This is a genomic window from Nitrospira lenta, from assembly GCF_900403705.1.
Classification (GTDB): Bacteria; Nitrospirota; Nitrospiria; order Nitrospirales; family Nitrospiraceae; genus Nitrospira_D; species Nitrospira_D lenta.
Genome location: NZ_OUNR01000012.1, coordinates 267,568 through 293,193 on the forward strand (window position 1 = coordinate 267,568; position 25,626 = coordinate 293,193).

Consider the following 25,626-nt stretch of genomic DNA (forward strand, 5'->3'; position numbering starts at 1 on the left):
GAATATGAGATTGGCAATATGAACCGCACCAAGCTCAAGACCTACGCCCCGCAAGCGCGCCGGGATTTCATTCAGGCCGTGACAGACCGCGCTGCCTTCTATGGCCTGACTGATAAGAAGATCGAACCCATCACCGAGAACGGCGATGTGGCCATCATCGGAGGCCGCGCTTTTCCTCGCGCTATTGCGAGCAAACGCAAGGCCTTGGAAGAACGGATTGCCGAATACGGCTTCTGGCAGACCATGGATGCGATTGCCTATACCTGGTTTAACCGCCTGGTTGCCATCCGGTACATGGAATTACATGGCTATCTTGACCACGGCTACCGGGTACTGAGCCATCCCGACGCGTCGAAGTCGATCCCTGAGATTCTGGAACAAGCCGAGCATCTTGATCTGCCAGGGTTGGACAAGCACAAGGTTATTGAGCTGAAACTGGAAGGCAGCAAAGAAGCCGAGCTGTACCGGATGCTGCTGCTTGCTCAGTGCAACGCCCTGTATACGGCGATGCCGTTTCTCTTTGAGTGGATCGGCGACGAAACGGAACTCCTCCTGCCCGATAACCTGCTCCACACCGACTCGCTGATCCGAAAGCTTGTCACTGATATCGATGAGGAAGACTGGCAGGAGGTCGAGATCATCGGCTGGCTCTACCAGTTCTACATCTCTGAGCGCAAAGACGAAGTGATGGCCCGCAAGAGCGCCGTGCCAACGGAGGACATCCCTGCCGTTACCCAGCTCTTCACCCCGCACTGGATCGTCCGCTACCTCGTTGAGAACTCCCTCGGCCGCCTCTGGCTGCTGAACCGCCCCGGCTCCCGGCTCCGTGAGCACATGCCCTACTACATTGAGGGCGAAGCCGAGACCGACTTTCTGAAGATCACCAAGCCCGAGGACATCCGCCTACTGGATCCTGCCTGCGGAAGCGGGCACATGCTCACCTATGCCTTCGACCTGCTCTTCCGTATCTACGAGGAAGAAGGCTACGTACCCAGTGAGATCCCCGTGCTTATCCTGAAGCACAATGTCTACGGCCTGGAGATCTGCCCCCGCGCGGCGCAGCTCGCCGAGCTGGCCCTCGTCTTCAAGGCTCGCGCTAAAACGCACCGCTTCTTCCAACCCGGCACTCTTGTTCAGCCCCGCATTCTTGCCTTGCAAAACATTCACTTCGACGAAGGCGAACTCCGCGACTACATCGCAGCGCTCGACCTCGGCAATCTCTTCAATGAGCCCATGCTGCGGCTTCTCCATCAATTCGAGGAGGCCACCACCTTTGGTTCGCTCATTCAGCCCTGCCTCGACGAACAAAACATCACCTTCGCCCGTTCTGCCATCGAGGCTAAAGACCTCGGTGGACAACTCTTTCTCCGCGAGACTCACGGGAAAGTCCTTCGAGTCCTCGAACAGGCGGAGATGCTCTGCGAGCGGTATCACGTCGTCGTCGCAAATCCACCGTATATGGGATGGAAGGGTTTGAATGAAGTCCTGAAGAAATTCGCTAAAGAAAACTTCGCTGATTATAGGGAAGACTTGTTTTCTATGTTCGTTGAACGATCTTTGGGCCTGAATTTAAATGGTGGGATTATTGGGCTTATGACGCCTTTTACTTGGATGTTTCTTGGATCATTCGAGAAGCTCCGTAATCGCCTCCTTGAATCGTGTGTAATTACAAGTCTCGTGCGTCCGGAGTTGCACGCTTTCTTTGACTCAGCGTTTGTCTCAATCTGCGCTTTCACTTTGAAGCGTGGATGCCAAATGGATCAGAAGGGGAGCTTTATTGATCTGTCCCCTTTTTACGGAGCAGACGAGCAACCCCCAAAAGCGCTCGAAGCAATCCGAAACCCCGCCTGCGGATGGCTCTACAAAGCCGCCGCCGCAGACTTCAGAAGCATTCCTACTAGCCCAATCGCCTATTCTCTTTCTGCGAAGATTAGACATCTTTTCTCTGAACACCCAACTCTGGGAGACAGCTTCACAGCACGCCAGGGTCTCGCAACGACACACAACGCACGCTTCGTCCGGCTGTGGCATGAAGTTAACCTTTTGAGCATCGGCTTCAGCTTGAATTCACGCGCAGAAACAGAATCAGGTGAGTACCGTTGGTTCCCTTACAACAAAGGTGGTGGATTCAGAAAATGGTGGGGCAATCAGACCTTCGTCGTTAACTGGCAAAACAACGGAGAAGCGATCAAGAGGGCCATCGTAGATAAGTATACGTATCTCAAAGGAAATCCGAATTTTGTGGCTAAGAATCAAGAGTTCTACTTCCGGCCTTCCGTTTCCTTCTCAAAAATAGGTGTTGGCTTCCCCGCATTTCGATACTTCCCTGCCGGTTTCATATTCGATGTAGCCGGAAGCTCGATTTTCTCCTCGAAGAGGGCCGAAGAATTCCAGTTGCTGTCGTTCTGCAATACTAAAATCGCCCGAGCTGTGTTGGCTGCTCTCGCTCCAACATTGAATATTGAGATTCAGCAAATTAACAACCTTCCTATTGCACTGCGAGAAAGCTGGGAAAGGCTGGATGCAGTTGTCGAGATCCTGCTCAATGAAGCGCGGATGGACTGGAATAACTTCGAAACCTCATGGGATTTCCGCGACCTGCCGTTGCTGCGGGCAGGGACGAAAGGCGTGACGCTGGCTGTGAGTTGGGAGGCGTGGCGCGACAACTGCGCCACCTCCATCCGTCGAATGCAGGAGCTGGAGACGGAGAACAACCGGCTATGGATTGACGCCTACGGCATGCAAGATGAGTTAACTCCTGAGGTGCCTGAGAGCGAAATCACCCTCGCCCGCGCTGACCAAAAGAAGGACGTCGCAGCCTTCCTTTCCTATGCCGTTGGCTGCATGATGGGCCGCTATTCGCTAGACAAGCCAGGCCTCATTCTCGCTAACGTGGGCGATTCCCTGGCCGAATATCTGGCGAAGGTCGGTCAGCCGTTCGACATGCTCACATTCGCTCCCGACGGGGACGGCATCATACCCGTGCTCGATGGCGAGTGGTTCGAGGACGATATCGCAGTCCGCACCGAAGATTTTCTTCGGGGCACGTTCGGCGAGGCCACGCTAGAGGCTAATCTGCACTTCATCGAGGAATCGCTCGGCAAGAATCTGCGCAAATACTTTCTGGCCGATTTCTACAAGGACCACCTCCAGACCTACAAGAAGCGTCCGATCTATTGGCTCTTCTCCAGCGGCAAGGAGCGAGCGTTCCAATGCTTGGTCTATTTGCACCGGTACCAGGACGGCACTCTGGCCCGTATGCGCACGGAATATGTCATCCCTTTACAAGGCAAGCTGGCCGCTCGTATTGAACAACTGGCTTCTGACACCCAGAAGGCAGCTTCCACTTCCCAACGTAAGACACTGGAAAAGGAACGAGACAAGCTTCTGAAGCACCAAACTGAACTCCGGGTATTTGACGAGAAGCTGCGGCACTATGCCGATCAGCGGATCACGTTGGATCTCGACGACGGGGTGAAGGTCAACTACGGGAAGTTCGGCGATCTCCTCGCCGAGGTCAAAGCTGTGGCTGGCGGAACGGACGAGGATTGATGGACACTCGTCAAATTCACGACACTCTCAACCGCATGTATAAGGAAGAGGGTGCCAGGATTGTCTTCTGGAACGACCCCGACAAAGAGTTCCAGACTATTCTGCCTGCGCTGAACCTCAACGGGGTGAACATCATCCAGCTCAACGAACTAGGTGCGCTCGAAGTGAAGATTCGCGTGGAGCGGGAGGACCCCATAGGGCGGTATCTTCTCTATTCCCCCAGTGAGGAACCTGATTACGAGAACGATTGGCTTCTCGATGTTCGTCTCTACAGCCGCAACTTCAGGGCCGATCGCGCTTCGATTCTTCTCAATGAGCTTGGCTTGAAGAACCTCCACCTTCGTCAGCATTTAGCTGACCGGCGAAAGTTTTTTGACAACAAAGAACGGCTCCAGAAGCTGAAGAGCTTGGTTGAGCCTAATGATATAGCCAGCGACCTGGACCGAAAAATGATCGCCACGGTCGTGAAGGCAGAGCAGCCGGAATGGTTCAACATCGTCCGTACGCTCTACCATGCCTATACTGACAACGGCGATGAGATTGACTTGCAGACGGAACCGGCCACTTGGGAGCAGATCGAGAAGTTTGAGTTAGACCAGCCTTTCTGGGAGATGGCCAAGACCACGTTCGGCTATTCCGAAGAGACTCCGACACTTAAGAATCTTCTCCTCAGACTCTTCGTGACCGACTATATGCATCATCTGAAGGCCACTCCGCCAAGTGCGCTTCTGCATTTGATTCTCCCGACACAGGGTCGGTCGAATGCCGTCGTCTGCCTTGGGCAATGGCGCGACAGCAGCAGCAAAGGCAGTAGTTATGACCGACTCTCCGAGGAAGTGGCGGCCCTGATTCACGTAGAAGATTACTTGCTCGGCTTGGAGATCACAGATTTGCTCGATGTGATGACGTTCCTTGTGGTGGAACGGGGGATTGCCAGCCGTCTGCGTGAGCGTGTGCATCAGACGGCGGACATGATCAACCCCGATGAAGTGCGATCAATCGCAACCCGCAGGCAAGCTGGACACTGGGCCTCGCTCATGGTGAACGGTTCCCTGGTGGTTCCGCGTAAGGCGCTTCATGCTGTGTATGACGCGCTGGTTGCCGCCGCTGATTCTTTTGCCCTGAGGAACCAGCATCGGGATGGATTCGCCTTTCCCAATGCGACGGCTCTCTATCGGGCTTACGAGGGAGAGTTATTCCGATTTGACCAGCTGTATCGCCATTTCTGCGAGGCCGCTGATCATGCGGAGGCACAAGGCTGGAACATTCTGAAGCCATTGCGGGAGCTGATCGAGGATTGCTATACGAATTGGTATGTGCCGACGCTTGCATTAGCCTGGGGACAATTTCTTGCTCCCCAAGGCACTGCCCAACTTCTTAGCACGTGGCAGCTCGACCAGATTCCCAACCAGCAGGAGTTCTTCAATCGTCAGGTGCGTCCTCGCCTGGAGGAAGCGGAGAACCGGAAGGTGTATGTCATCATCAGTGATGCGTTCCGTTACGAGGCGGCCCAGGAGCTCACGCAAGAGCTCAATGGCACATACCGCTTTGAAGCGACGTTGGCTTCGCAGCTTGGTGTCTTGCCCTCATACACCGCCCTTGGGATGGCGAGCTTGCTGCCCTACAACACGCTAGCGTTTAAGCCAAATGGAGACGTCTTGGTCGATGGGAAGTCCACCTCCTCAACCGAACTGCGAGGGGAAGTCCTAGAATCGGTTGAGGGGATGGCCTGCAAAGCCAGCGAGTTGGTGGCGATGAAGAAGGAGCAAGGCCGTGAACTTGTGAGTGGGAAACGGGTTGTCTACATTTACCACGACACTGTCGATGCGATTGGTGATAAAGCTGCGACAGAGGAGAAGACATTTGACGCGGTACGAACCGCGATCGATGAACTGACTTCACTAGTGGCCTATGTTATCAACAGCCTGAATGGCAACCATGTGGTCATTACGGCGGATCACGGGTTCCTTTTCACAGAATCTTCGCCCGGTGAACCCGAAAAGAGCAAACTGGATCAGATGCCAAACGGGACCGTGCGAGCCAAAAAGCGTTATGTAATAGGGCACAACCTCCCTGATCATGAGTCCGTGTGGCATGGCAAAACCGCAGTCACTGCTGGTGCGGAAGGTGGAATGGAATTCTGGATTCCCAAGGCCGCCAATCGTTTTCACTTCACTGGCGGTGCTCGTTTCGTGCACGGGGGAGCCATGTTGCAAGAAATTGTCGTGCCGGTAATCACGGTCAAACACAAGAAAGATAAGTCCACTCGCGAAGACACCAAGGTCAAGTCCGTAACCGTGCATGTGTTGGGAGCCAGCCACAAAGTCACAACGAACCGTCATCGCTTCGAACTGATCCAAGCGGAGCCAGTGAGCGAACGGGTGAAGCCGATAACGCTGAAGGTGGCGATCTACGAGGGAGATCACGCCGTCACGAATGTCGAGACCGTGACGTTTGATAGCACCTCAGATAAGATGGATGACCGTAAGAAGTGGATTCACGTAGTGCTGCAAGATCATCAGTATCACAAGAATACCGCATATCGGCTCGTCCTTCGGGATGCCGACACTGGAATTGAGCAACAGAGTGTACCGGTGACTATTGATAGGGTGTTTGCCGATGACTTCTGACAACAACGCGATCGATACCAGCCTCGACGATCTCCTCAATCGGCATTTCGCCGGCAAGGTCGTTCGCAAAGATCTGACCAAGTTGGTCAAAGAGGGGGCGAATGTCCCCGTATACGTGTTGGAGTACCTCCTGGGCACCTACTGTGCATCCACCGATGAGACCATCATCAAAGAAGGACTCGTTACGGTAAAGAATATTCTGGCCGAGAACTATGTGCGTCCCGATGAAGCGGAGAAGGTCAAGTCCATCATTCGTGAGCGTGGAAGTCTCAAAGTCATCGACAAGATAACTGTGACGCTGAATGAAAAACGAGACGTCTATGAAGCCCTACTCGCGAATCTTGGTGTGAAAGGGGTTGAGGTCAGCACCAGCTACGTCAAAAAGTTTGAGAAGCTGCTCGTGGGAGGCATCTGGTGCATTGTGACCCTGCAGTATTTCTATGAGGAGAACCAGAAGGGCTCACCGTTCGTCATTCAGGACTTGAAGCCGATCCAGATGCCGAACATGGATATGGAGGAGCTCTTTCAAGGGCGGCGGGCGTTCACAGAAGAACAGTGGATTGACGTCTTGTTGCGGTCAACGGGTATGGAGCCAACGAACTTCAGCGAACGCGTGAAGTGGCACTTGTTGGCCCGCATGATCCCTTTGGTGGAGAATAACTACAACCTCTGCGAACTCGGGCCACGAGGAACCGGCAAGAGTCATATCTACAAGGAAATCAGTCCCAATAGCATTCTTGTCTCTGGTGGCCAAACGACCGTCGCGAATCTGTTCTACAACATGGCGCGACGGACCGTTGGACTCGTCGGCGTCTGGGATGTCGTGGCATTTGATGAGGTCGCTGGGATTACCTTTAAAGAAAAAGATGGTGTCCAGATCATGAAGGATTACATGGCCTCAGGATCCTTCTCTCGTGGACGGGATGCCATCAATGCCTACGCTTCTATGGTGTTTGTCGGGAACATCAATCAGTCCGTGGACACATTGGTCAAGACCAGTCATCTCCTGGCCCCCTTCCCCGATGACATGATCGACAGCGCCTTCTTTGACCGGTTCCATGCCTATGTCCCAGGCTGGGAAATTCCCAAGATGCGGCCGGAATTCTTCACCAACCAGTACGGCATGATCGTGGATTACCTCGCCGAATGGATGCGCGAGATGCGCAAGCGAACATTTGGCGATGCCATCAGCAAGTATTTCAAGCTGGGTAGAGATCTCAATCAACGAGATACGATCGCTGTTAAGCACACCGTCTCAGGGCTCTTGAAGCTGCTGTATCCCAATGAAGAATACAACAAGGACGCCGTTCGTCGATGCCTAGAATATGCCTTAGAAACACGGCGGCGGGTAAAGGAGCAGCTGAAGAAGATCGGCGGAATGGAATTCTTCGATGTGCATTTTAGCTACATCGACCTGGAAACGCTGCAAGAGAAATTTATCAGTGTGCCCGAACAGGGCGGAGGCACACTGATCCCAGATGGTCCGATGAGTCCAGGAGCGTTACACACCGTCGCCACTGGGAGCGGTGGTCACTTAGGGTTGTATCGACTGGAAACTCAGGTGACGGCGGGAAATGGGGCGCTGAAGACTTCCGGCCTGGGATCGAACAGTGGAGCGAAAGAAGCCATCAAAGTCGGTTTCGACTTCTTTAGAGCGAATGCCTCGCGTGTCAGCGCCTCAATTAAAGCCGGTGACCATGACTATCACCTTCACATTGTGGAGCTGCACAATACCGGCCCCACCAATGCATTGACCCTCGCTGCATTTGTTGCGCTGTGTTCGGCAGTCTTTGGAAAGCCCATCCAATCTCAGATGGTTGTCCTCGGTAGCATGAGCCTTGGTGGCAATGTGATTCCGGTTGAAAATCTGGCTGAGTCTCTTCAGATGGCCTTCGACTCCGGGGCGAAGCGCATCCTGCTCCCCATGGCCAGTGTGCGTGATATACCGACGATTCCCGGCGAGCTATTCGCTAAATTCCAGACAAGCTTCTACGCAGACCCCACGGATGCCGTGTTTAAGGCATTGGGAGTCGAATGAAATGGCACTGTCTCATAGATTCTGAGTGACGAGGCTTGTATGAGCTTGGGGGAAATCTTTGATTCATTGCGGTCTGACGATCTAGTGGGGAAGTTTAAGAAGGAACTCGTAGATGCCGGAGTGAAGATAGCTGAAGACCGTGTCGCGAAATATTTTGCTGCGGAAAAAGAGATCGCACTGCTTTTGCTTGCCCATGAGTCCAATTTGGAAAAGGGCTGGTGGGGAATCCATCAAGACATAGTGGCCCGGGTTATTAACTCCGAACCAGTAAAAACCAATCATCTTGGATGGGGGGCCATCCTTCTCCATAAATCATGCCGACGAGGGTATTGGATCCCAGGAGACGACTTATTTCAGTTGAAGACTCTTCGCTTAGTGACGCTGGGTAATGAAGGACAGTATCACTTCAATCAAGACAACCTCGATAAAGCGCCAGGTATCGCCAAACAGTTTTTCAGCATTAAGACTTTCCTGCTTCAAAGCGGTCTGCAGAAGAATTAGATACGGAAGAAGTACAAAAGGTTTTCCGCGTAATGAGAGGGCGCAGCTGTATGGTTTCTAAAATGACATGGGGACAATTGCTCTCTCCCGCTAGGCAGGGTCGGCCCACTGGACAGGATGTCACGATTGGGAGGTCTGTCTTCCAGCGAGACTTTGATCGCATTGTGTATTCATCTGCATTCCGAAGGCTTCAAGATAAAGCTCAGGTCTTCCCTTTGGCAAAGAGTGATTTTGTTCGAACCCGACTGACTCATAGCCTTGAGGTGTCATGCGTTGGACGGTCTCTTGGGACAGAACTTGGCATACGACTTGAGGCTCAACGGTGTCTGCCAGATGGTATATCGCCAGGTGATATCGGAAGCATAGTCGCCGCCGCCTGTTTGGCTCACGATATAGGGAATCCTCCCTTTGGGCATACGGGCGAATCAGCAATAGCTGAGTGGTTTTCTAATACCGAATCTGGCCAAGCTGCTATTAACGATTTAACCCCTGCTGAGAAATCTGACTTTACAAAGTTTGAAGGTAATGCCCAGGGATTCCGGATATTAACGCGGTTGCAGAGCGCTCATAATCCTGGACTGCAGTTGACGTCGGCCACATTAGCTGCCTTTACCAAATATCCAAGAGGATCCTATTTGCGGGGTGGCTCCCTCAATGGAGTCAGTTGGAAGAAGCACGGCTTCTTTGATGCTGACAAGAGATGCTTTGGCGACATTGCTGAGGCCGTTGGATTGACGAAGCGGCTTGATGACGAAGCGGTATGGGTTAGGCATCCCCTAGCCTATCTCGTCGAAGCTGCGGATGATATCTGCTACCGAGTAAATGATCTTGAAGATGGTTGTCGATTAAAGCATGTGTCAGTCGAGCAAGGGAAAGATCTTCTACTTGCCATCTTCGATGCAGGTGACGCTCCGACTAAATGGAGAGAGATAGACACCGAAGAAGACCAAATTGGTTATCTTCGCGCCAAAGCGATCGGTTATCTCATTGATCAATCGGTAACATGCTTTGAGAAACATTCGGAACGAATCCTCAATGGTCAGTTGGATACAAGTCTTGTTGATTGTATTCCGAGCGCGGAACCACTTGATCGCATCATAAAGATTTCGAAGGAGAAAATTTACAAGGCTCGAGAAGTCCTGGAAATCGAGGCAGCAGGTTTTCAAGTGCTTGGAGGTTTGTTAGACGCCTTCTTAGGCGCTACGAATGACGTTTCGAGAAAAGGCCTTAAACAGGCTTCTGTAAGAAGCCAAATTGTCTTCCATCTTCTTCCAGCACAGTTTCGTGAGGCCCCCGGTACCCCGCCAGATCAGTATCTCAGGATACTGAAAGTCACGGATTTTATATCTGGCATGACAGACTCGTTTGCAGTCTCTCTCTTCAAGCAGCTGACCGGAATCTCGCTTCCAACAGGATAGGAAAGGTATGTCTCACACAGTGCCGAAGCGAGTATACGACTTGTTAAAGGCAAATATAGGAAAGGACTATTGTGACGATTGCATTGCGGTAAAGGTCCCGAGGACTTCGGAGGGCTCGATCAATCGACATCAAGCTCATCAGGCAACGTTAGCTTTTAAGGTCAGGTCTAAATCTCTCCCGATATAAGTAACTCCCATTCAGGACCATAGTATGAACCGTTGCCGAATTGTTCCGTTGAGGTGTGGCACACGTGCAACCGTCGATGGTTGATGTATGTATTGTCGGGGCTGGAGCGGCGGGCTTCGCCACGGGTATCTTCGCAGCGGAAGGGGCGGCGCTCGCGGGTCTTCCCCTGCAGGTGGCCATCTTGGATGGAGCCAAATCAGTTGGCGCGAAGATTCTCGTCTCAGGAGGTGGCCGCTGCAACGTTACTCATGACGAAGTCTCACCAAACGACTTCTTCGGCAATCGCCGCATTTTCCGTGAAGGACACCATTGCATGGTTTGCTTCAATGGGGGTCGAACTCAAATGCGAAGAAACCGGCAAGCTCTTTCCCGTGACTGACAAAGCCCGAACGGTCCTCACCGCGCTCGTCACCCGTTGTCATGACCTCGGTATCCGCATTCAACCGGACCATCGGGTGAGCAGTCTTGAAACATCCCCTGAAGGGGGTTTTATCTTGCAGCACAGTCAGGGGACCCTTCACGCCAAGCGGGTAATACTGGCAACGGGTGGCCGGTCGATTCCCAAATCGGGAAGCGATGGAGTTGGCTATGAGCTGGCGCGCGGGCTGGGGCATCAGGTGACGAGAACGGTGCCGGCGCTGGTCCCACTTGTGCTGAACGACCGCATGTTCCACAAGACCCTCTCCGGCCTCTCTCAGGAGGTCGAATTAACGACGATGGTAAAGGGGCTGAAAGTCGATCAACGAACTGGCAGCTTACTCTGGACCCATTTTGGCATCAGTGGTCCGGTGGTGATGGATGCCAGCCGGTTCTGGTGCCTGGCTCGTGCGCAGCACGACCCCGTGGTGGTCAATTGCAACTTTGTCCCAGGTCATAGCCAGGAAGCTGTTCGGGAATGGTTCTTAGCGGAGTCGCTGGCCCATCCTCGTCGCACCCTGGTTAAGACACTCGCGCAGCGGTTTCCTCAGCGATTCGCCGAATCGTTCTGTCAGTATGCAGGGTGCGATGGTCAGACGGCGAGCGCACAGCTTCCACGGAAAGACAGAGATCATCTCGTCGCCCTGCTGACGAAGTTTCCCTTGCCCATCGCGCAGGATCGTGGTTGGAACTATGCTGAAGTCACGGCCGGTGGAATTCCCCTGGAAGAAGTGAACTTTCGGACGATGGAGTCAAAGCTAGTCCCTGGGCTCTATCTTGTCGGGGAGCTCCTCGATTGCGATGGCCGCATCGGGGGCTTCAATTTTCAATGGGCCTGGACGACGGGCCGGCTGGCTGGATTGGCGCGCGGGCTGCCGATTTAGGACAGAATTGCGGACAGGTCTGTCAAAAGAAAGCTCCGAAGAGTCACATCTTCCAACGTCATGGGTACTCGCGCACCGGGTATCCTAAATGCCTGCCTTGAGAGGCTGAATCGAGAAGTAAAGGTCCCGAGCTCGCGCACACCCCGAGGCACGTACTTTCTTTTCCATGTGGAGCAGGGTGCTTCCCTGACGCCGATCTGTCGGCCCAAATCGCTGATCATGGAACCCCTCTTCCCCAAAAAAAGTATCCGTATCTGCGTCACAGTTTCCACTTAGCCCACAAATATCCGATCCGAGGTCAGGACAGCCTAGTCAACGACTTCGTGATGTCGAAGGACGTGCGTTCGAAGGACCAGATCAGCGGCGCAGCGACATCACGTGGGTGATAATGCAGAGGGTATTTATGAGCCGTTCCATCGGCTTCGTCATGGAGGGCATTACACAGTGAGGGCTCGAATCCCATCGAGTGGAAATCGAGTTGAGGGTCCATGGGAGATTGAGGTTGTTGGACCCGTACCAGATGAGATGTAAGTTTTCGAGGTCCAGATTGCCCCCTGCGTTGGCAAGTGGCGGTGGGGCCTCCCATTGCCGAGATCGCGCCTCCGGTCGGGGAGAGCGAGCGGGCGGCGTCCAGACGTACGCTCTCCTATCAAGAACGCAGCTGCAAAGGCGCATGTCTAGGGCGTATTCCCTCAATCGCCCAGGCGTCCGCATCTAGTCGTAGGCTAAAGCGGGAGCCGCCTACGGGGAAGTACGAGCCTCAGTTCACAACTTTATTACCAAGCCGGGGTCTGCCACTGAAATTTGCGGATTTCCCAGTTTCAAACTTTATGCTCCATTTCGAGCAAGGGGCTGTATGAGAAATCAACGGGTTAGGGGGCGGCCAGTTCACAACTTTCTCACCGCTAACAAACTTTTTTCGACCCAACTATGGCGATCGCAGAGAGTTTTTGTGAAAGCATCTATCGGGATGAATCGCCAAGAGTTGATCAATCAATAATTATTGATGTATGGTGTCCGCGATGTCCACGAAGCAACGAATCAAAGCAGCTGTCCTCTTTCATGCTTTGTCCGATCAGACGCGGCTGGAGATTCTCAACAGGCTCAAGCAAGGAGAGCAATGTGTTTGCGAATTGACGGACGCGCTCCAGACTGGGCAGTCCAGGCTGTCGTTTCATCTCAGAGTACTCAAGGAGGCGGGCTTCATTCGCGACCGTCCGGAAGGGCGGTGGATGTATTACTCGCTGAATAGCGAAGGATTGGAAGATCTTGAAGACTTCGTTGGCGAACTCAAAAAAGCCACTGCGATGCCTGGTTCATCGAAGAAATGCGAGTAGCGTATTTTTTGATCTTATGTATCAATATTTTTTGATGCTATGAAGGGTGTTACGCGGATGGCCCATGTTATGAATCCTGCGTCTCCAGTCTTGGTTTCCTCGGAGAAACGACTGAACATCTTTGAGCGTTATCTGACCGTCTGGGTTGGACTCTGCATTCTTACTGGAGTCCTTGTCGGGAAGGCATTCCCATCTTTGGTGAACATGTTCCGGAGTTGGGAACTCGGGAAGGGAAGCCATATCAACCTTCCCATCGCTGTCCTCATCTGGCTCATGATTATTCCCATGATGATGAAAGTCGATCTCACGGCTTTGCGAAACGTCGGTCGCCGGCCGCAAGGGCTCTTCGTCACGCTTGTCGTCAATTGGCTCGTTAAGCCCTTCTCCATGGCGTTCTTTGCGTGGCTGTTCTTTCGGTTCGTGTTCGGGGGCTGGATGACGCCGACGGAAGCCGATCAATACATCGCCGGCTGTATCATCTTGGCCGCCGCGCCCTGCACCGCCATGGTCTTCGTCTGGAGCTATTTGACCGACGGCGATGCGGCCTACACCTTGGTTCAGGTGACCGTCAACGACCTGATTATGCTGCTCCTGTTTGCTCCAATCATCGGGTTCTTGGTGAGCGGGACATCTTCGCTGACCGTTCCGTTTAGCATCCTGATGTACTCCGTGGTGGCTTTTATTGTGATCCCGCTGGCTACGGGGACCTTGGTTCGGACGTGGCTGATCGCCCGCTATGGAAAACATTGGTTCGAACAAGATTTTCTGCCGCGCTTTGGCCCGGTGACGATCGTAGCGCTGCTCTTGACGCTTGTATGTATCTTTGCGTTTCAAGCTGACAATATTCTGGCCAAACCCTGGCACGTCGCCTTGATTGCCATTCCAATCCTTTGCCAGGTCTATATGAATGCGTCTCTGACCTATGGGCTGATGCGGTGGTTACGAGTTCCGTATGCGGTGGCGGCGCCTGGGGCCCTCATCGGAGCGAGCAATTTCTTCGAGTTGGCGGTGGCGACGGCCATCGCCTTATTCGGACCTGAATCGGGCGCGGCGTTGGCGACCGTGGTAGGCGTACTGGTCGAAGTGCCGGTCATGCTGTCTGTCTGCCAGGTTTGCAACCGCACGCGGCACTGGTTTCCGGAAGAGCTGGTTGAACGAGGGACTGCCTGAATATCGTGGCGTCGGCTGCACGTCGAGAGGAGAAGACTATGAAACGTTTTCATATCCATATCGGAGTCGACAGCCTCGATGAGGCGATCCGTTTCTACAGCAGTTTGTTTGGCGCGGTTCCAGTGAAGACCAAGCCGGATTATGCGAAGTGGATGCTCGACGACCCGTGCGTCAACTTTGCAATTTCTACCCGCGCGAACAAGAAGGGCGTTGATCATCTCGGTATCCAGGTCGAGGAGGAGAGTGAACTGAATGAGTTGCGCAGCCGTCTTGAGAGGGCGGATATGACGGTCCTGGAGGAGGGGGCTACGACCTGCTGCTACGCGCGATCGGATAAATCCTGGGTCCAAGATCCGGCCGGTATTCCCTGGGAAACCTATCGTACGATGGAGGATGCCCATCTTTTTTCGGAAAGCGCAGGCGATACTGACGGGGCTTGCTGTGTTCCTGACATGCCGGCGCAGCTCATCAGTCTGAAGTCCTCAAGCAGCAAGGGAGGGCGTTGAATCTCATGCCGACAGACCCTACCAAGGTGCTCATTCTCTGTACCGGCAACTCGTGCCGCTCGATCATGGCCGAGGCCCTCTTGAATGAACTGGGGCAGGGACGGTTCCAAGCCTGGAGTGCCGGGAGCTTTCCAACGGGGTATGTACATCCGCGATCTCTAGAAACACTCAGGCGCCATGGCATTGATCCCGGCCAGCCCTACAGCAAATCCTGGAACGAGTTTACCGCTCACCCCCTGGATCTTGTTATTACGGTCTGTGATCAGGCTGCCGGCGAGACCTGTCCTATCTTTCCCGGCCAACCGACCAAGCTCCATTGGAGCACGCCCGATCCTGCCAAGGTGCTGGGGAACGAAGCAGACACGCAAGCGGCGTTCGACCGTGTGTTCTACTTCCTCAAAGAGCGGGTAGAACAGTTGGTTGCGACTTCCGAGCATCCAGGAAACCTCCAGAGTCGATAACGTGCAGGGTAGGGATTTGATGGCTACGGCCCGGTGAGATTTCTCGATAGGGTCTTCTGTCGATTGCTCGACCGGTGTCGTCAATCCTGTTAGAGTTGCCGTGCGCGGCGCGTCCCCTGTGGCATTCAACGGCTCTGACGGTCTCCAATATTTTCATGTCCGGTCCAGGAATGAATTCGATGGCCACGGCCGATATTGTCATCATCGGTGCGGGTGCCGCCGGCCTCGCCGCCGCGATTTTTTCCGGAGAAGCAGCCGGACCTTCAGACACACGATCCATTGTTCTCCTCGATGGGGCCAAGACGATCGGCGCAAAAATTCTTGTGTCCGGCGGGGGCCGCTGCAATGTCACGCATGAGGTCGTGGCGCCGACCGACTTCTTCGGCAATCGCCGTATTATCAAGAACGTGCTCGCGGCATGGCCGGTTGAATCGGCGATCACGTGGTTTGCCTCGATGGGTGTTGAACTCAAGCGAGAAGAGACCGGTAAGTTGTTTCCCGTCACGAATACGTCACGAACCGTACTGAACGCGCTTGTTGAGCGCTGTCGCGAACTAGGCGTGGCTATTCTTCCAGACCATCGAGTGGCCAAGATCGACCGCCTTCCTGATTCGGGGGCGGGATTTGTCGTCCACCATAGTCATGGAGCTGTGACGGCGAGTCGGGTGATTCTGGCCACCGGAGGCCGATCGATCCCCAAGTCGGGGAGCGATGGGTTTGGCTATGAGCTGGCCAGGAGTCTGGGGCACCAAGTCACGCCGACGGTTCCGGCGCTTGTGCCGCTCGTGCTGGATGACCGCATGTTTCACAAGCATCTCTCCGGTCTCTCGCAGGAGGTCGAACTCACCACGGTTGTGAAGGGGAAGATGGTCGATGCGCGGATCGGCAGTTTGCTCTGGACGCATTTCGGGATCAGCGGGCCCGTCGTGATGGATGCCAGCCGGTTCTGGTGTGTGGCACAGGAGCAGGGCGAATCGGCCGAGGTCTTCGGTAATTTTTGGCCTGGGCAGAATCAGGAGCAGGTACGGCAGTGGTTTATGGAGCAGACGAGAGAGCATCCCCGTCGTTCTCTCGGGAAGACACTTGCCCAGCGGCTACCGCAGCGATTCACCGACTTTCTCATTCAGCATGCCGGTTGCGATAGCCAGGCGGCCATTGCGCAACTACCGAAAAATGATCGGGACCATCTCCTGTCTCTTCAGACGAAGTTTCTGTTCCCTATCGTACAGGACCGGGGCTGGAACTATGCAGAGGTGACCGCCGGCGGGGTGCCGTTGGAAGAAGTAAATTTTCGCACGATGGAATCGAAGCTGGTGCCAGGTCTCTATCTGGTTGGAGAAATTCTCGATTGCGATGGGCGTATCGGCGGGTTCAATTTTCAATGGGCCTGGGCCACGGGACATCTCGCCGGGCAAGCGGTCCGGCGGCCACAGGTCTAGGAGACCGCTGGCACCGAAGCAAGCCGCTATGCGTGACGCGGTCTGTTTGGAGTTGTAACAGGGGTGATATCGTTAGGGTGTAGTCGCAGCCGGAGCGGGAACCGGTAGGGGCACGTCGCTCGCGGGATTGGCAGGAGGCGGCAGTTCCGCAGCGGAGGCAGGCTCCGTATGTTCTACGGACGCCGGTGTCGCGTTGTCTGCTTGGGACGGAAGGTGTTCGTGCCTCGTCGCCTGCTCGGACGATTTCGTCGTGGGGACGAGGGGCTTCGCCTGTTGTGCCCTGAGAACCTCCTGCGCGGTGGTGCTTTCCAACTTCTCAAGCAGAGCTGTGAGATTGGAATCATGGTGGATTCGTGTTCTGGCCCGCTTCAGATGCGGGCCGGCATCCAGAGGCCGCCCCTTGTCTATCAGCAGTTCAGCGAGCGCCAGATGCGGAAACGGATCTTCCGGTACGACCTGGATCACCCCTTCGAGAAATTGCGGCGTGAGGGATGGATGCCGGAGTCCCCAATATGCTTGCGTGAGATTTAAGAGGGCAGTTGGATTGCGCGGCGCCAAGGCGGCCGCTCGTTTGAAATCCTTGACGGAGACCTCGATCCCGCCGTTCTTTTCCTGTTGAACCCCAAGGTTGTTCCACAGTGCCGCCATGTAGGCTTTGTCACGGGGTGTGGGGCGCAGCGCCTTGCCGAGCGCACGCAGTGCCGACTCTACGTCAGCGTATTCATTTCGATCAAGGGCGTCCCTAATTTTCTGGAGGGCAGGGCTCGGAGCCTCGCCGAATTCGATGAGCCGGGCCCGAGGGATGTCTTGCGGCGGAGCTGGCTCAACCAGGGCCGGAGGAAAATTGGGCGTGGCATCGAGCGTCGTCGCGGGCAACGAGGTTGGTGTGGGCACCGATAGTGGCGCGGGTTGGGCCCAGAGGTGGTAGAAGACAAACGCTCCTAGCAGCACAGCCAGGATCCACAAGGTGGATGAAATATCGCGACGGTACACAAGCCCTCCTTAGCACTCCTGCGATATTTGCACGGGGTATGGAATCGTCCAAGAATATTTACGATTGTTGAAGTGTCTCGCCTCGTAAAGATTGAGAGCGGGCATCGGGTGCGAGACGGAGGAGCGGCGGTCGGCGCATGAACAAGCTGCTGAACTTGGTATTCAGCTTGACTGACGGCCAAACACATTTATAGTGAGTTGTGGGCAAATGTGTTTGTAGAACAGAGTTGTAAGGGGACTGGTTCAGCATGCCGCATCAGCTTACATGTCCACAATGCCAGAAGGGCACGGTCTTACGATCGCTCCCTCGGTCGCCGCGGGAACATGTCGCGTCATGGATTTGGATTTCGCCTTTCCACTGCCAGGAGTGCAGTTATCGGTTCTTGGCGTGCCGGATCGGGCTTGTTGAGCCGAAGCATGCCATCGATCGCCGCGAGCATCTCCGGATTCCGGTCCGGCTGTTTCTCTCTTTTTCAGGAGGTAAGGTTCGGGGCGAAGGGATTGTGATGGACCTGTCGATGGGCGGCTGTATCATCAAGAGCGACGCACAGGTTCACATCGACGATATCTTCTACCTCGAAATTGCGATCTCGGATCAGGAATCTCCGATCGAAGTGGCGGCGATGGTCCGATCGATCAGTTCCCGAGGCATTGCCTTCAAATTTCTGCGGAAGGCGCAGGACAACAAGCAACTGCTCGCCTTCATTCAATCCAACGCCGGGACGACCTCGACGGTGTTGTCCAAAGCGGTGGCCTCTGCGGCCGCCCGCTAGCGAATTTCTCCCGCGCACACGTATTCAACGGAATCCTGAGACCGGGCGTGCCTGCTCTAGGTCGGCGTTTCCCAAGCCGAGGGGAGCGGGTGTTCGTCGAGCAAGCGGGTGTGTTCGGTGAGATCGTAGGGCTCGACGATCAGGTCGCCTCGATCCATCGGTTCCCCGCACATCGGCGAGCAGAGAAAATCGACAAGAGCCTGGGCCTTCATCTCCGTGGAGAACCGGCAGAGACCATATTCCGGCATTCCAGAGGACGGGTGCCAGAAGGCTAACTCGATCGCGCTGCCTTGATAAATGCCCAGCGAGCGGTGTCGCACTTGAAACCCGCCCGGTAGATGAGACGACGACTCCAGCGACATTGAGACCTCTTGACTCACATATCTTAATGACTATCGCCATGGTAGCATGATCCTCGGACTGGACTACAGTCCGGACTGAGTCGTGTAAAGGAGGAGTGTATGAGACGTGCATCTGCGATGAATCTGGCCGCCGGCCTCGTGATCCTGTTCGCAGGCTTGATGTCGGGCTGCGGCTATAACGATCTCCAGGGGGTGGACGAAGATACCAAAGCGGCCTGGAGCGAGGTCATCAATCAGTATCAACGCCGGGCCGATCTGATCCCCAACTTGGTCGCCACGGTGAAGGGCTATGCCGAGCATGAAAAGGAGACGCTGGAAGGTGTCGTGCAGGCACGGGCCCAGGCAACCGGTATCCAGGTTACACCGGAGACGCTGAAGGATCCGGCCGCCTTTGAACAGTTCCAGAAGGCTCAGGCCGGACTCACCACCGCGCTGGGGCGGCTCATTGCCGTCGCCGAGAACTATCCGAACTTGAAAGCCGATCAAAGTTTCCGAGATTTGCAGAGCCAGCTGGAGGGAACGGAGAACCGCATTACCGTCGCGCGCAAGCGCTATATCGATCGGGTGGCGGAGTACAACAAAATGGTCCGCTTTTTCCCGACCAACTTAACGGCGAAGTTCCTTCTCCATATGGAAGAGAAGCCGAACTTCACTGTGGCGGACGAAAAGGCTGTGGCCAAGCCGCCAGAGGTGAAGTTTAACTGAACCCGATCAACGCGATGCCTCTCATCAACATGAGCCGTGTCTGGCGCAAGCCGGCGCGGCTCTTTGTCTTTCTTGCGATGCTCCTGACCCCGGGTTTGGCCTGGCCGCTCGATGTGCCGCCGCTGACCGGGCGCGTGATGGATCTGGCGCATGCCTTATCGGCCAGTGATGTCGATCGGCTGACGGCTGATCTCCAGGCGCACGAGACGAGCAGTGGCAATCAAGTGGTGGTGCTTACGCTGCCGTCGCTCGAAGGCGAACCGCTCGAACCGTTTGCCCACCGCGTCGCCACCACGTGGAAGCTCGGTCAGAAGGGAACGGACAACGGGGCGTTGCTGCTGGTGGCGTTGAAGGAGCGCAGAGTCCGAATCGAAGTGGGCTATGGTCTTGAAGGGACCTTGACGGATGCCAAATCGGCACAGATTATTCGCAACGAGATTGTTCCGCGGTTCCGTTCCGGAGATTTGCCGGGTGGGATTGTCGCTGGGGTCGCCGCGATTCTGAAGACCATTGAAGGGACCTATCAGGCGCCGGAGAGGCCGGCGGTGTCTGCAGGCGGCGGGGACACCGTCGGTCAGATTCTGATGGCCCTGATTGTCGGCGTCGTCTTTGGCTTGGCCTTCTCAAATGTGAATCGTCTGGTCGGCGCTCTGGCCGGCGCGGGACTCTCTGTGTGGTTGTCCCCTTGGCTGATCCCGGCTATCGTCACGGGCGTGGTCACCTTGCTGCTTGTGGTGGTGTTCGGTAGTGCGATGTCGGGCCGGCGGGGTTATGGTGTTGATGATTGGACCTCGTACAGCAGTCGAGGCGGGGGCTGGGGCGGTGGCTCGTTCGGGGGTGGGGGCGGAGGATTCAGCGGCGGGGGTGGAGATTTCGGGGGAGGAGGCGCGAGTGGCGACTGGTAAAGCGGCGGCGTTGTCGGACGCAGATCGAGAGCGAATCCGGCGGGCGGTCCATGCCGCTGAACAGCAGACCAGCGCGGAGATTGTGCCGATGATTGTCGCGCGCTCCGGTCTCTATCGCGACGCTCGACATTGGGCGGGGCTGATCACCGCGCTCACCATGTTGGCCGCGCTGTTGGCCGTCGAGGTTTCCTGGCTTCCCTGGGGATGGCCTACCTCGAATGCGGCGTGGCTGGTTCTTGCCGTCATGCTCGCCTATGCGGGTGGGAGCTGGAGTGGAACGTTGCCGCCGGTCATCCGCCTGCTGACCGCACCGGCTCGCTTGCGGCACAAGGTCGCGTTACGAGCCGAACGGGCCTTTGCCCAGCATGCGATCGCACAGACGCGGGAGCGGACGGGTGTGCTGATCATGCTGTCGATGTTAGAGCGGCAGATCTATGTGCTGCCGGATCGCTCGTTAGCGGGATTGGTGTCGGCAGAACGGTGGAAGCAGGTGGTGCAAGCCGCCGTCGAGCGCCTGCGGGGCGACGACATCGTCGAAGGACTGACAGAGGCCATTGCCGCCTGCGGAGCGGCGCTGGCCGATGCGTGTCCTGCGCGACCTGGCGACAACCCCAACGAATTGCCGGACCAGGTTATCGACGAACGGCAATCGTTCCTGTGATAGACGCCTCGCCGTTGTTCCGCTAGAATCCGCATCCATGTCCGAGTCACGCGCACCTTCTACCGCCGTACCCCCTGCGACAAGCGATCAACGGTCAGTGGTGAAAGCCGCCGGCATCATCGGCATCGGCACCTTCGCCAGCCGGATTCTCGGATTTATCCGGGACATGGTCATGGCCGGCCTCTTCGGCGCGACGGCGGCGGCGGATGCCTTTTATGTCGCGTTCCGGGTTCCCAGTCTGTTGCGCGAGCTGTTCGCCGAAGGCTCCATGTCGGCGGCCTTCATTCCCGTGTTCACCGAATATCACCAAGAGAAAACCAAGCGCGAAGCCTGGGAATTGGCCAGTGCCGTCTTCACGACGCTCCTGACGATCGTGACAGGGACCGTGCTTGTCGGGATTGCCGTGACGCCTGTCATCGTGTGGTATCTCGCGCCGGGCTTTCATGACAATCCGGCCAAGCTCACGCTGGCGATTGTCCTCTCCCGCGTGATGTTTCCCTATTTGCTGTTTATCAGTCTTGCGGCGTTAGCGATGGGGATCCTGAATTCGCTGCGGGCGTTTGCGGCCCCCGCGTTCTCGCCGCTGTTTCTGAACGTGTTCATGATCGGATGCGCGCTGTTTCTGTCGCCGCATCTGCCGGAGCCGATTGTCGGTGTGGCCATCGGGGTGGTTGCGGGCGGCGCGGCGCAGTTTGCGATGCAACTGCCGGGATTGGCTCGCCGGGGGTTTCTGTTCGGCTGGCGGTTCGACCCGGGGCATCCCGGTGTCAGGCGGATCGGCCGTTTGATGGTTCCCTCGCTTCTGGGCCTGTCGGTGACGCAAATCAATCTGACCGTGAGCACGATTCTCGCCTCGTTCTATGTAGGGGGCCCCACCTATCTGTTTTACGGGATGCGGCTGATCCAGTTTCCACTCGGCATCTTTGGCGTGGCCCTGGCGACGGCGATTCTTCCGACCCTCTCTGCCCAGGCTGCGCGGGGTGCGATGGACGAATTACGGACGACGTTCGGATTTGGGTTGCGGATGATTCTCTTCATTATCCTGCCGGCGATGGCCGGCTTGATCCTGTTACGCACCCCGATCGTGCATTTGTTTTTTGAGCATGGGACGTTCACGGCCCAGGATACGACGGAGACGGCGCTGGCTGTGTTGTGTTATGCCGTCGGCCTCTGGGCATTTGGCGGGGTGCGAATCATTGTGGCGGCATTTTATTCCATGCAGGATACGACGCTTCCTGCGATTTCTGCTGCGGTGGCCGTGGCGGCGAATATCCTGCTCTCGCTGGTGCTGATGCCGATGCTTGGCGCGGCCGGTTTGGCGTTGGCGACGGCACTCGCGGCCATGATAAACGGCAGTATCTTGATCGTCGTCTTGAATCGCCGGCTGGGCGGCGTGGAGTGGGGATCCGTGGGGCGATCGTCCATCAGAGTCGTGCTCGCGTGTCTCCCGTTGATCGCGATCTGTTTCTGGGCCGCGAGCGCCTCGCTCTGGACGCATCCCGGTGAGTGGATTGAAAAGTCGGTGTTGCTGACCGTTGCGATCGGAGGCAGCGTGGGAGGCTATCTGGGCGTTCATGTCCTGTTGAAATCCGACGAATTGGATGTGGTGTGGGGCATGGTCCGAAGAAAACTCGGTCGAGTAGCCGGCCGGTAAGGATGCGCATGCGACGAGCGATCTTGTTCAAATCACAGTGGGGCTGGATGGGGATTGCTGAAACCGGCAAAGGGGTCGACGGTATCGCGTTGCCGCAGACCTCGAAGCAGCGGGCGATCGCCGTTCTCCTTGAGCAGGCTCCCGATGCGCTGGTCATGGAACCGTCTCTACAACTGGATAGAGCGCAGGCGCAGTTGCTGGACTATCTTGCGGGTACACGGCGGACCTTTGATGTGCCATTGGACCTCTCGCGAGGCACCGCGTTTCAACGACAGGTGTGGCGGGCACTCTTGCGGGTCCCCTACGGCAAGCTCCGGTCCTATCAATGGGTCGCGCTCCGCGTCGGAGGCCGGCAATATGCCCGTGCAGTCGGCAATGCGGTAGGAGCGAACCCATTGCCTATTCTCGTTCCGTGCCATCGCATTGTGGCCCACGATGCGACGTTGGGTGGGTTCTCCGGCGGATTGCCGACCAAACGCAAGCTCCTGACCCTTGAAGGCACGCTGACCCAACTGCAGCGGGGGCGGACCTGATCGATGAAGGCGATATTGCAGCGGGTCACCAGCGCGTCGGTTGAGGTGGGCGGGACGGTGGTCGGGCAGATCGGAACGGGATTGCTGGTGTTCGTCGGTGTGGCCAAAGGCGATGAGGAAACGGATTGCCGTTATCTCGTTGAGAAGCTCCGTACGTTCCGGATCTTTTCTGATGCGCAGGGGAAGATGAACCGGTCGCTAGTAGACATCGGAGGCTCAGTCCTACTGGTCTCGCAATTTACATTGCTAGGCTCTACGACCAACGGCCGCCGCCCTAGTTTTGAAGAGGCCGCGTCTCCGGCAGAAGCCAAGCGCTTGTATGAGCAAGTGGCTGTCGATCTGCGGGCAGCAGGTACTCCGGTGGAAACCGGACGGTTCGCCGCGCACATGCGGGTGCGATTGGAGAATGACGGGCCGGTGACCTTTGTGCTGGATAGCCGTGAGAAACTTTCTTGATGACGCACCCTCAAGTCTGTTAAAGCGAAACCGATAGAACAGGCAGAACGCGATCCGGGAACACCGACTCTGCTATACTGAAGGCATGCGTCTTTAGATTACTCAAGGAGGTGGAGATGGGGACGGCGGTTCCTCCACAACATCCTCTCCGACAGCTCTTCGGAGCGCTGACCGAGCGGAGTTTCACCGAACGCCTCGGATGGCCCGACAGCAACGTGGCCGGGTACGTATCCAATCTCCTCGTCGATTTCACGCACACGGATAATCTGTATAAAATTCGCACCAGCCAGGATCAGCCGGCCGACACGGTGGTGGATCTGTTATTCGAGTCCGAAGTCATGCTGGATGCCCAATCGTTCGAACGCGAGCGAGAGGTGCATCGGCATATCGGGGACTTTACCCTGTTTATGGCCGGACTGTTTCCCGAATATTTGCGGCGGCTGAAAACGGCCGGGTTGATCTATCACAAGGATTTTCTCGTGGACTATATGAAGACCGGCAAGCGCTCGTACGGGATCGTCGCCGAATTCGGCGATCATGGGGCTGAGATCGACCCTCCCCTGTTCCGAAAGCTCTCCGATAATTTTGAACTCTGTGTGACCGGGCTGGGGTTTGTCCGGTCCGATCTCGAGCGCATGAGCGACCCCGGTTATCAGCGCGTGAAGGGCTTGCTGCTCAATTGAAATCTTCCCGCCCCGTTCTCCTGGTCCATGGAGGCGCCGGCCTTCGGCGCATGACCGCGGCTCAGGCCGGCTGTCTCACCGCAGCGTTAGAAATCGGTTACCATCTGTTGGATCGTGGTGCGCCGGCGCTGACCGTTGTCGAGCAGGCGATCTGCGTGTTGGAGCAGAGCGGACTGTTCAACGCAGGCCGAGGTTCCCATGTGCAGCTCGACGGAGTGCGACGCATGGATGCGTCGATTATGGAAGGACAGGGTCTGCAGGCCGGGGCGGTTGCGTCGGTCGAAGGCATTGTCCATCCGATTTCAGCCGCGCGATTGGTGATGGAGCAGACGACGCACGTCATGCTCGTCGGGAAACCGGCGTCGGCGTTTGCCCGGCATTGCGGGTTGGAACGGCAGCTCCGTCGACCCTCCGGTCACGCCGCGCGACAAACGACGATGACGAAGACCTGGTCTCCGAAAACGTTGGAACTCTACCGGGCGATGATGGCGGGCGGATCGACGTTGCGGAAGCGAGCCGGGAAGGAGACCGTCGGCGCAGTGGCACTCGACCAAGCCGGGACGGTCGCGGCCGGTGCGTCCACCGGGGGTATTGATCTGATGTTGCCGGGGCGTGTCGGCGATACCCCGATTATCGGCTGCGGCGTCTATGCCGACAACGAAAGCGGGGCGGTGTCGATGACTGGGTTGGGCGAGGGGATCATCCGCATTGCGGTGGCAAAAGAAATCTGCGATCGCCTGGCCCAGGGCGAGCGTCCGGCTTCAGCGGCGACACAGGTGCTGAAGAAGTTGGTCCGACGCATCAACGGTGCCGCCGGCTCTCTCGTGCTGGCTCCGGACGGCCGATTCGCCATTACCCATGTCACCCCGCGCATGGCCGCCGGCTGGTGGGATGGGAAGCGACGCCCCCTGGTGAAGGACAGCTTCCGATGAGCCGCAGCCTTTTTCATCTCGCGTTTCCCGTTCACGACCTTGTCGCCACCAAACAGTTTTATGTCGAGGGGCTGGGCTGTACCCTCGGGCGCGAATCGGCGAACGCCATTACCTTAGGGTTGGCCGGGAACCAGCTGATCGGACATCTGGAGCCGGACGAGACTCCGGTGCAGCAAGGGGTTTATCCACGCCACTTTGGACTGGTCTTTCTTGAGCAAGCAGACTGGGAGGCCGTGGCCGAACGAGCCCGGCAGCAGGGGCTTCGGTTCTATCAACAGCCGCGCGTACGATTTCCCGGCACGCGCATCGAGCATCGCACCTTCTTTCTTGAAGACCCCTCACGCAATCTGCTCGAATTCAAACAGTACACGCATGAGTCTGCAATCTTCGGCGAGCGCGAAGTCCCTGCCGTTGGCGATTCTGAGTAAC

At 56.3% G+C, this 25,626-nt stretch carries 22 protein-coding genes and 1 pseudogene; 21 read left to right on the forward strand and 2 right to left on the reverse strand.

Translation table 11 applies throughout. From position 1 onward, the window contains the following. Window positions 1-18 precede the first annotated feature (18 nt). The 11 genes and pseudogenes from pglX to NITLEN_RS07635 all read left to right on the forward strand — a co-directional run bounded on the left by pglX (window position 19) and on the right by NITLEN_RS07635 (window position 16,540). Complete coding sequence (gene pglX, locus NITLEN_RS07585) at window positions 19-3,552, forward strand: BREX-1 system adenine-specific DNA-methyltransferase PglX (protein ID WP_121988996.1); 3,534 nt, start codon at window positions 19-21, stop codon at window positions 3,550-3,552. Further along, window positions 3,552-6,182: a BREX-1 system phosphatase PglZ type A gene (gene pglZ / locus NITLEN_RS07590; protein ID WP_121988997.1), complete on the forward strand. Its 2,631-nt coding sequence runs from the start codon at window positions 3,552-3,554 to the stop codon at window positions 6,180-6,182. Before pglX ends, pglZ begins: the two co-directional genes overlap by 1 nt. After that, window positions 6,172-8,220, forward strand: a complete 2,049-nt coding sequence (brxL, locus tag NITLEN_RS07595) for a protease Lon-related BREX system protein BrxL (protein WP_181416710.1) — start codon at window positions 6,172-6,174, stop codon at window positions 8,218-8,220. The genes pglZ and brxL overlap by 11 nt, the downstream gene beginning before the upstream one ends. Before the next feature lie 39 nt (window positions 8,221-8,259). Beyond that, the gene (locus NITLEN_RS07600) at window positions 8,260-8,721 is read left to right on the forward strand and encodes a hypothetical protein (RefSeq protein WP_121988998.1); all 462 of its coding nucleotides are present in this window, start codon (window positions 8,260-8,262) and stop codon (window positions 8,719-8,721) included. 50 nt (window positions 8,722-8,771) lie between these two features. Then, on the forward strand, window positions 8,772-10,139 hold the full coding sequence (locus NITLEN_RS07605; RefSeq protein ID WP_219999409.1) for a deoxyguanosinetriphosphate triphosphohydrolase: 1,368 nt from the start codon (window positions 8,772-8,774) through the stop codon (window positions 10,137-10,139). 263 nt (window positions 10,140-10,402) lie between these two features. Then, a pseudogene (locus NITLEN_RS07610) lies at window positions 10,403-11,627 on the forward strand (BaiN/RdsA family NAD(P)/FAD-dependent oxidoreductase). 1,022 nt (window positions 11,628-12,649) lie between these two features. Continuing rightward, on the forward strand, window positions 12,650-12,964 hold the full coding sequence (locus NITLEN_RS07615; protein WP_121989393.1) for an ArsR/SmtB family transcription factor: 315 nt from the start codon (window positions 12,650-12,652) through the stop codon (window positions 12,962-12,964). 57 nt (window positions 12,965-13,021) lie between these two features. Next, complete coding sequence (arsB, locus tag NITLEN_RS07620) at window positions 13,022-14,134, forward strand: ACR3 family arsenite efflux transporter (protein WP_245924408.1); 1,113 nt, start codon at window positions 13,022-13,024, stop codon at window positions 14,132-14,134. A gap of 38 nt (window positions 14,135-14,172) precedes the next feature. Beyond that, window positions 14,173-14,640 carry an ArsI/CadI family heavy metal resistance metalloenzyme gene (locus tag NITLEN_RS07625; RefSeq protein WP_121989001.1) on the forward strand — a complete coding sequence of 156 codons (468 nt, stop codon included), beginning with the start codon at window positions 14,173-14,175 and terminating at the stop codon, window positions 14,638-14,640. 5 nt (window positions 14,641-14,645) lie between these two features. Then, the gene (locus NITLEN_RS07630; protein ID WP_121989002.1) at window positions 14,646-15,101 is read left to right on the forward strand and encodes an arsenate reductase ArsC; all 456 of its coding nucleotides are present in this window, start codon (window positions 14,646-14,648) and stop codon (window positions 15,099-15,101) included. A 179-nt stretch (window positions 15,102-15,280) separates the two neighbouring features. Further along, window positions 15,281-16,540 carry a BaiN/RdsA family NAD(P)/FAD-dependent oxidoreductase gene (locus tag NITLEN_RS07635; protein WP_121989003.1) on the forward strand — a complete coding sequence of 420 codons (1,260 nt, stop codon included), beginning with the start codon at window positions 15,281-15,283 and terminating at the stop codon, window positions 16,538-16,540. A 72-nt stretch (window positions 16,541-16,612) separates the two neighbouring features. On the opposite strand, the gene NITLEN_RS07640 is transcribed toward NITLEN_RS07635, so the two are convergent. Further along, a complete protein-coding gene (locus tag NITLEN_RS07640; protein WP_121989004.1) occupies window positions 16,613-17,533 on the reverse strand; it encodes a tetratricopeptide repeat protein in 921 nt (306 codons plus the stop codon). 248 nt (window positions 17,534-17,781) lie between these two features. Between NITLEN_RS07640 and NITLEN_RS07645 the strand changes: the two genes are divergently transcribed. Beyond that, entirely contained in the window at window positions 17,782-18,306 is a 525-nt protein-coding gene (locus NITLEN_RS07645) for a PilZ domain-containing protein (protein WP_121989005.1), read from the forward strand. 56 nt (window positions 18,307-18,362) lie between these two features. Here NITLEN_RS07645 and NITLEN_RS07650 read toward each other — a convergent pair whose 3' ends face one another. Continuing rightward, a complete protein-coding gene (locus NITLEN_RS07650; RefSeq protein WP_121989006.1) occupies window positions 18,363-18,668 on the reverse strand; it encodes a hypothetical protein in 306 nt (101 codons plus the stop codon). 99 nt (window positions 18,669-18,767) lie between these two features. Between NITLEN_RS07650 and NITLEN_RS07655 the strand changes: the two genes are divergently transcribed. From NITLEN_RS07655 to NITLEN_RS07695, 9 genes are all read left to right on the forward strand, one after another. After that, a complete protein-coding gene (locus tag NITLEN_RS07655) occupies window positions 18,768-19,373 on the forward strand; it encodes a LemA family protein (RefSeq protein ID WP_121989007.1) in 606 nt (201 codons plus the stop codon). 14 nt (window positions 19,374-19,387) lie between these two features. Further along, window positions 19,388-20,278: a TPM domain-containing protein gene (locus tag NITLEN_RS07660; RefSeq protein WP_219999411.1), complete on the forward strand. Its 891-nt coding sequence runs from the start codon at window positions 19,388-19,390 to the stop codon at window positions 20,276-20,278. Next, complete coding sequence (locus NITLEN_RS07665) at window positions 20,265-20,939, forward strand: TPM domain-containing protein (RefSeq protein WP_121989008.1); 675 nt, start codon at window positions 20,265-20,267, stop codon at window positions 20,937-20,939. The genes NITLEN_RS07660 and NITLEN_RS07665 overlap by 14 nt, the downstream gene beginning before the upstream one ends. 37 nt (window positions 20,940-20,976) lie before the next feature. Beyond that, the gene (murJ, locus tag NITLEN_RS07670) at window positions 20,977-22,593 is read left to right on the forward strand and encodes a murein biosynthesis integral membrane protein MurJ (protein ID WP_181416712.1); all 1,617 of its coding nucleotides are present in this window, start codon (window positions 20,977-20,979) and stop codon (window positions 22,591-22,593) included. A gap of 8 nt (window positions 22,594-22,601) precedes the next feature. Next, complete coding sequence (locus NITLEN_RS07675) at window positions 22,602-23,126, forward strand: methylated-DNA--[protein]-cysteine S-methyltransferase (RefSeq protein WP_181416713.1); 525 nt, start codon at window positions 22,602-22,604, stop codon at window positions 23,124-23,126. A gap of 3 nt (window positions 23,127-23,129) precedes the next feature. After that, window positions 23,130-23,582: a D-aminoacyl-tRNA deacylase gene (dtd, locus tag NITLEN_RS07680; protein WP_121989011.1), complete on the forward strand. Its 453-nt coding sequence runs from the start codon at window positions 23,130-23,132 to the stop codon at window positions 23,580-23,582. A 116-nt stretch (window positions 23,583-23,698) separates the two neighbouring features. Next, complete coding sequence (locus NITLEN_RS07685; RefSeq protein WP_121989012.1) at window positions 23,699-24,265, forward strand: hypothetical protein; 567 nt, start codon at window positions 23,699-23,701, stop codon at window positions 24,263-24,265. Between the two features lie 50 nt (window positions 24,266-24,315). Continuing rightward, a complete protein-coding gene (locus NITLEN_RS07690; protein WP_121989013.1) occupies window positions 24,316-25,197 on the forward strand; it encodes an isoaspartyl peptidase/L-asparaginase family protein in 882 nt (293 codons plus the stop codon). Beyond that, a complete protein-coding gene (locus tag NITLEN_RS07695) occupies window positions 25,194-25,625 on the forward strand; it encodes a VOC family protein (protein WP_121989014.1) in 432 nt (143 codons plus the stop codon). Before NITLEN_RS07690 ends, NITLEN_RS07695 begins: the two co-directional genes overlap by 4 nt. Window position 25,626 lies beyond the last annotated feature (1 nt).

What these genes read in the sequence shown, in the direction of transcription:
- NITLEN_RS07655 (WP_121989007.1), top strand. Translation starts at nt 18,768, where the DNA reads ATGAGACGTGCATCTGCGATGAATCTGGCCGCCGGCCTCGTGATCCTG.
- NITLEN_RS07650 (WP_121989006.1), bottom strand. Translation starts at nt 18,668, where the DNA reads ATGTCGCTGGAGTCGTCGTCTCATCTACCGGGCGGGTTTCAAGTGCGA.
- NITLEN_RS07645 (WP_121989005.1), top strand. Translation starts at nt 17,782, where the DNA reads ATGCCGCATCAGCTTACATGTCCACAATGCCAGAAGGGCACGGTCTTA.
- NITLEN_RS07635 (WP_121989003.1), top strand. Translation starts at nt 15,281, where the DNA reads ATGGCCACGGCCGATATTGTCATCATCGGTGCGGGTGCCGCCGGCCTC.
- NITLEN_RS07690 (WP_121989013.1), top strand. Translation starts at nt 24,316, where the DNA reads ATGACCGCGGCTCAGGCCGGCTGTCTCACCGCAGCGTTAGAAATCGGT.
- NITLEN_RS07605 (WP_219999409.1), top strand. Translation starts at nt 8,772, where the DNA reads ATGGTTTCTAAAATGACATGGGGACAATTGCTCTCTCCCGCTAGGCAG.
- NITLEN_RS07660 (WP_219999411.1), top strand. Translation starts at nt 19,388, where the DNA reads ATGCCTCTCATCAACATGAGCCGTGTCTGGCGCAAGCCGGCGCGGCTC.
- NITLEN_RS07625 (WP_121989001.1), top strand. Translation starts at nt 14,173, where the DNA reads ATGAAACGTTTTCATATCCATATCGGAGTCGACAGCCTCGATGAGGCG.
- pglX (WP_121988996.1), top strand. Translation starts at nt 19, where the DNA reads ATGAACCGCACCAAGCTCAAGACCTACGCCCCGCAAGCGCGCCGGGAT.
- NITLEN_RS07600 (WP_121988998.1), top strand. Translation starts at nt 8,260, where the DNA reads ATGAGCTTGGGGGAAATCTTTGATTCATTGCGGTCTGACGATCTAGTG.
- NITLEN_RS07615 (WP_121989393.1), top strand. Translation starts at nt 12,650, where the DNA reads ATGTCCACGAAGCAACGAATCAAAGCAGCTGTCCTCTTTCATGCTTTG.
- brxL (WP_181416710.1), top strand. Translation starts at nt 6,172, where the DNA reads ATGACTTCTGACAACAACGCGATCGATACCAGCCTCGACGATCTCCTC.
- NITLEN_RS07685 (WP_121989012.1), top strand. Translation starts at nt 23,699, where the DNA reads ATGGGGACGGCGGTTCCTCCACAACATCCTCTCCGACAGCTCTTCGGA.
- arsB (WP_245924408.1), top strand. Translation starts at nt 13,022, where the DNA reads ATGGCCCATGTTATGAATCCTGCGTCTCCAGTCTTGGTTTCCTCGGAG.
- dtd (WP_121989011.1), top strand. Translation starts at nt 23,130, where the DNA reads ATGAAGGCGATATTGCAGCGGGTCACCAGCGCGTCGGTTGAGGTGGGC.
- NITLEN_RS07695 (WP_121989014.1), top strand. Translation starts at nt 25,194, where the DNA reads ATGAGCCGCAGCCTTTTTCATCTCGCGTTTCCCGTTCACGACCTTGTC.
- NITLEN_RS07675 (WP_181416713.1), top strand. Translation starts at nt 22,602, where the DNA reads ATGCGACGAGCGATCTTGTTCAAATCACAGTGGGGCTGGATGGGGATT.
- murJ (WP_181416712.1), top strand. Translation starts at nt 20,977, where the DNA reads ATGTCCGAGTCACGCGCACCTTCTACCGCCGTACCCCCTGCGACAAGC.
- pglZ (WP_121988997.1), top strand. Translation starts at nt 3,552, where the DNA reads ATGGACACTCGTCAAATTCACGACACTCTCAACCGCATGTATAAGGAA.
- NITLEN_RS07630 (WP_121989002.1), top strand. Translation starts at nt 14,646, where the DNA reads ATGCCGACAGACCCTACCAAGGTGCTCATTCTCTGTACCGGCAACTCG.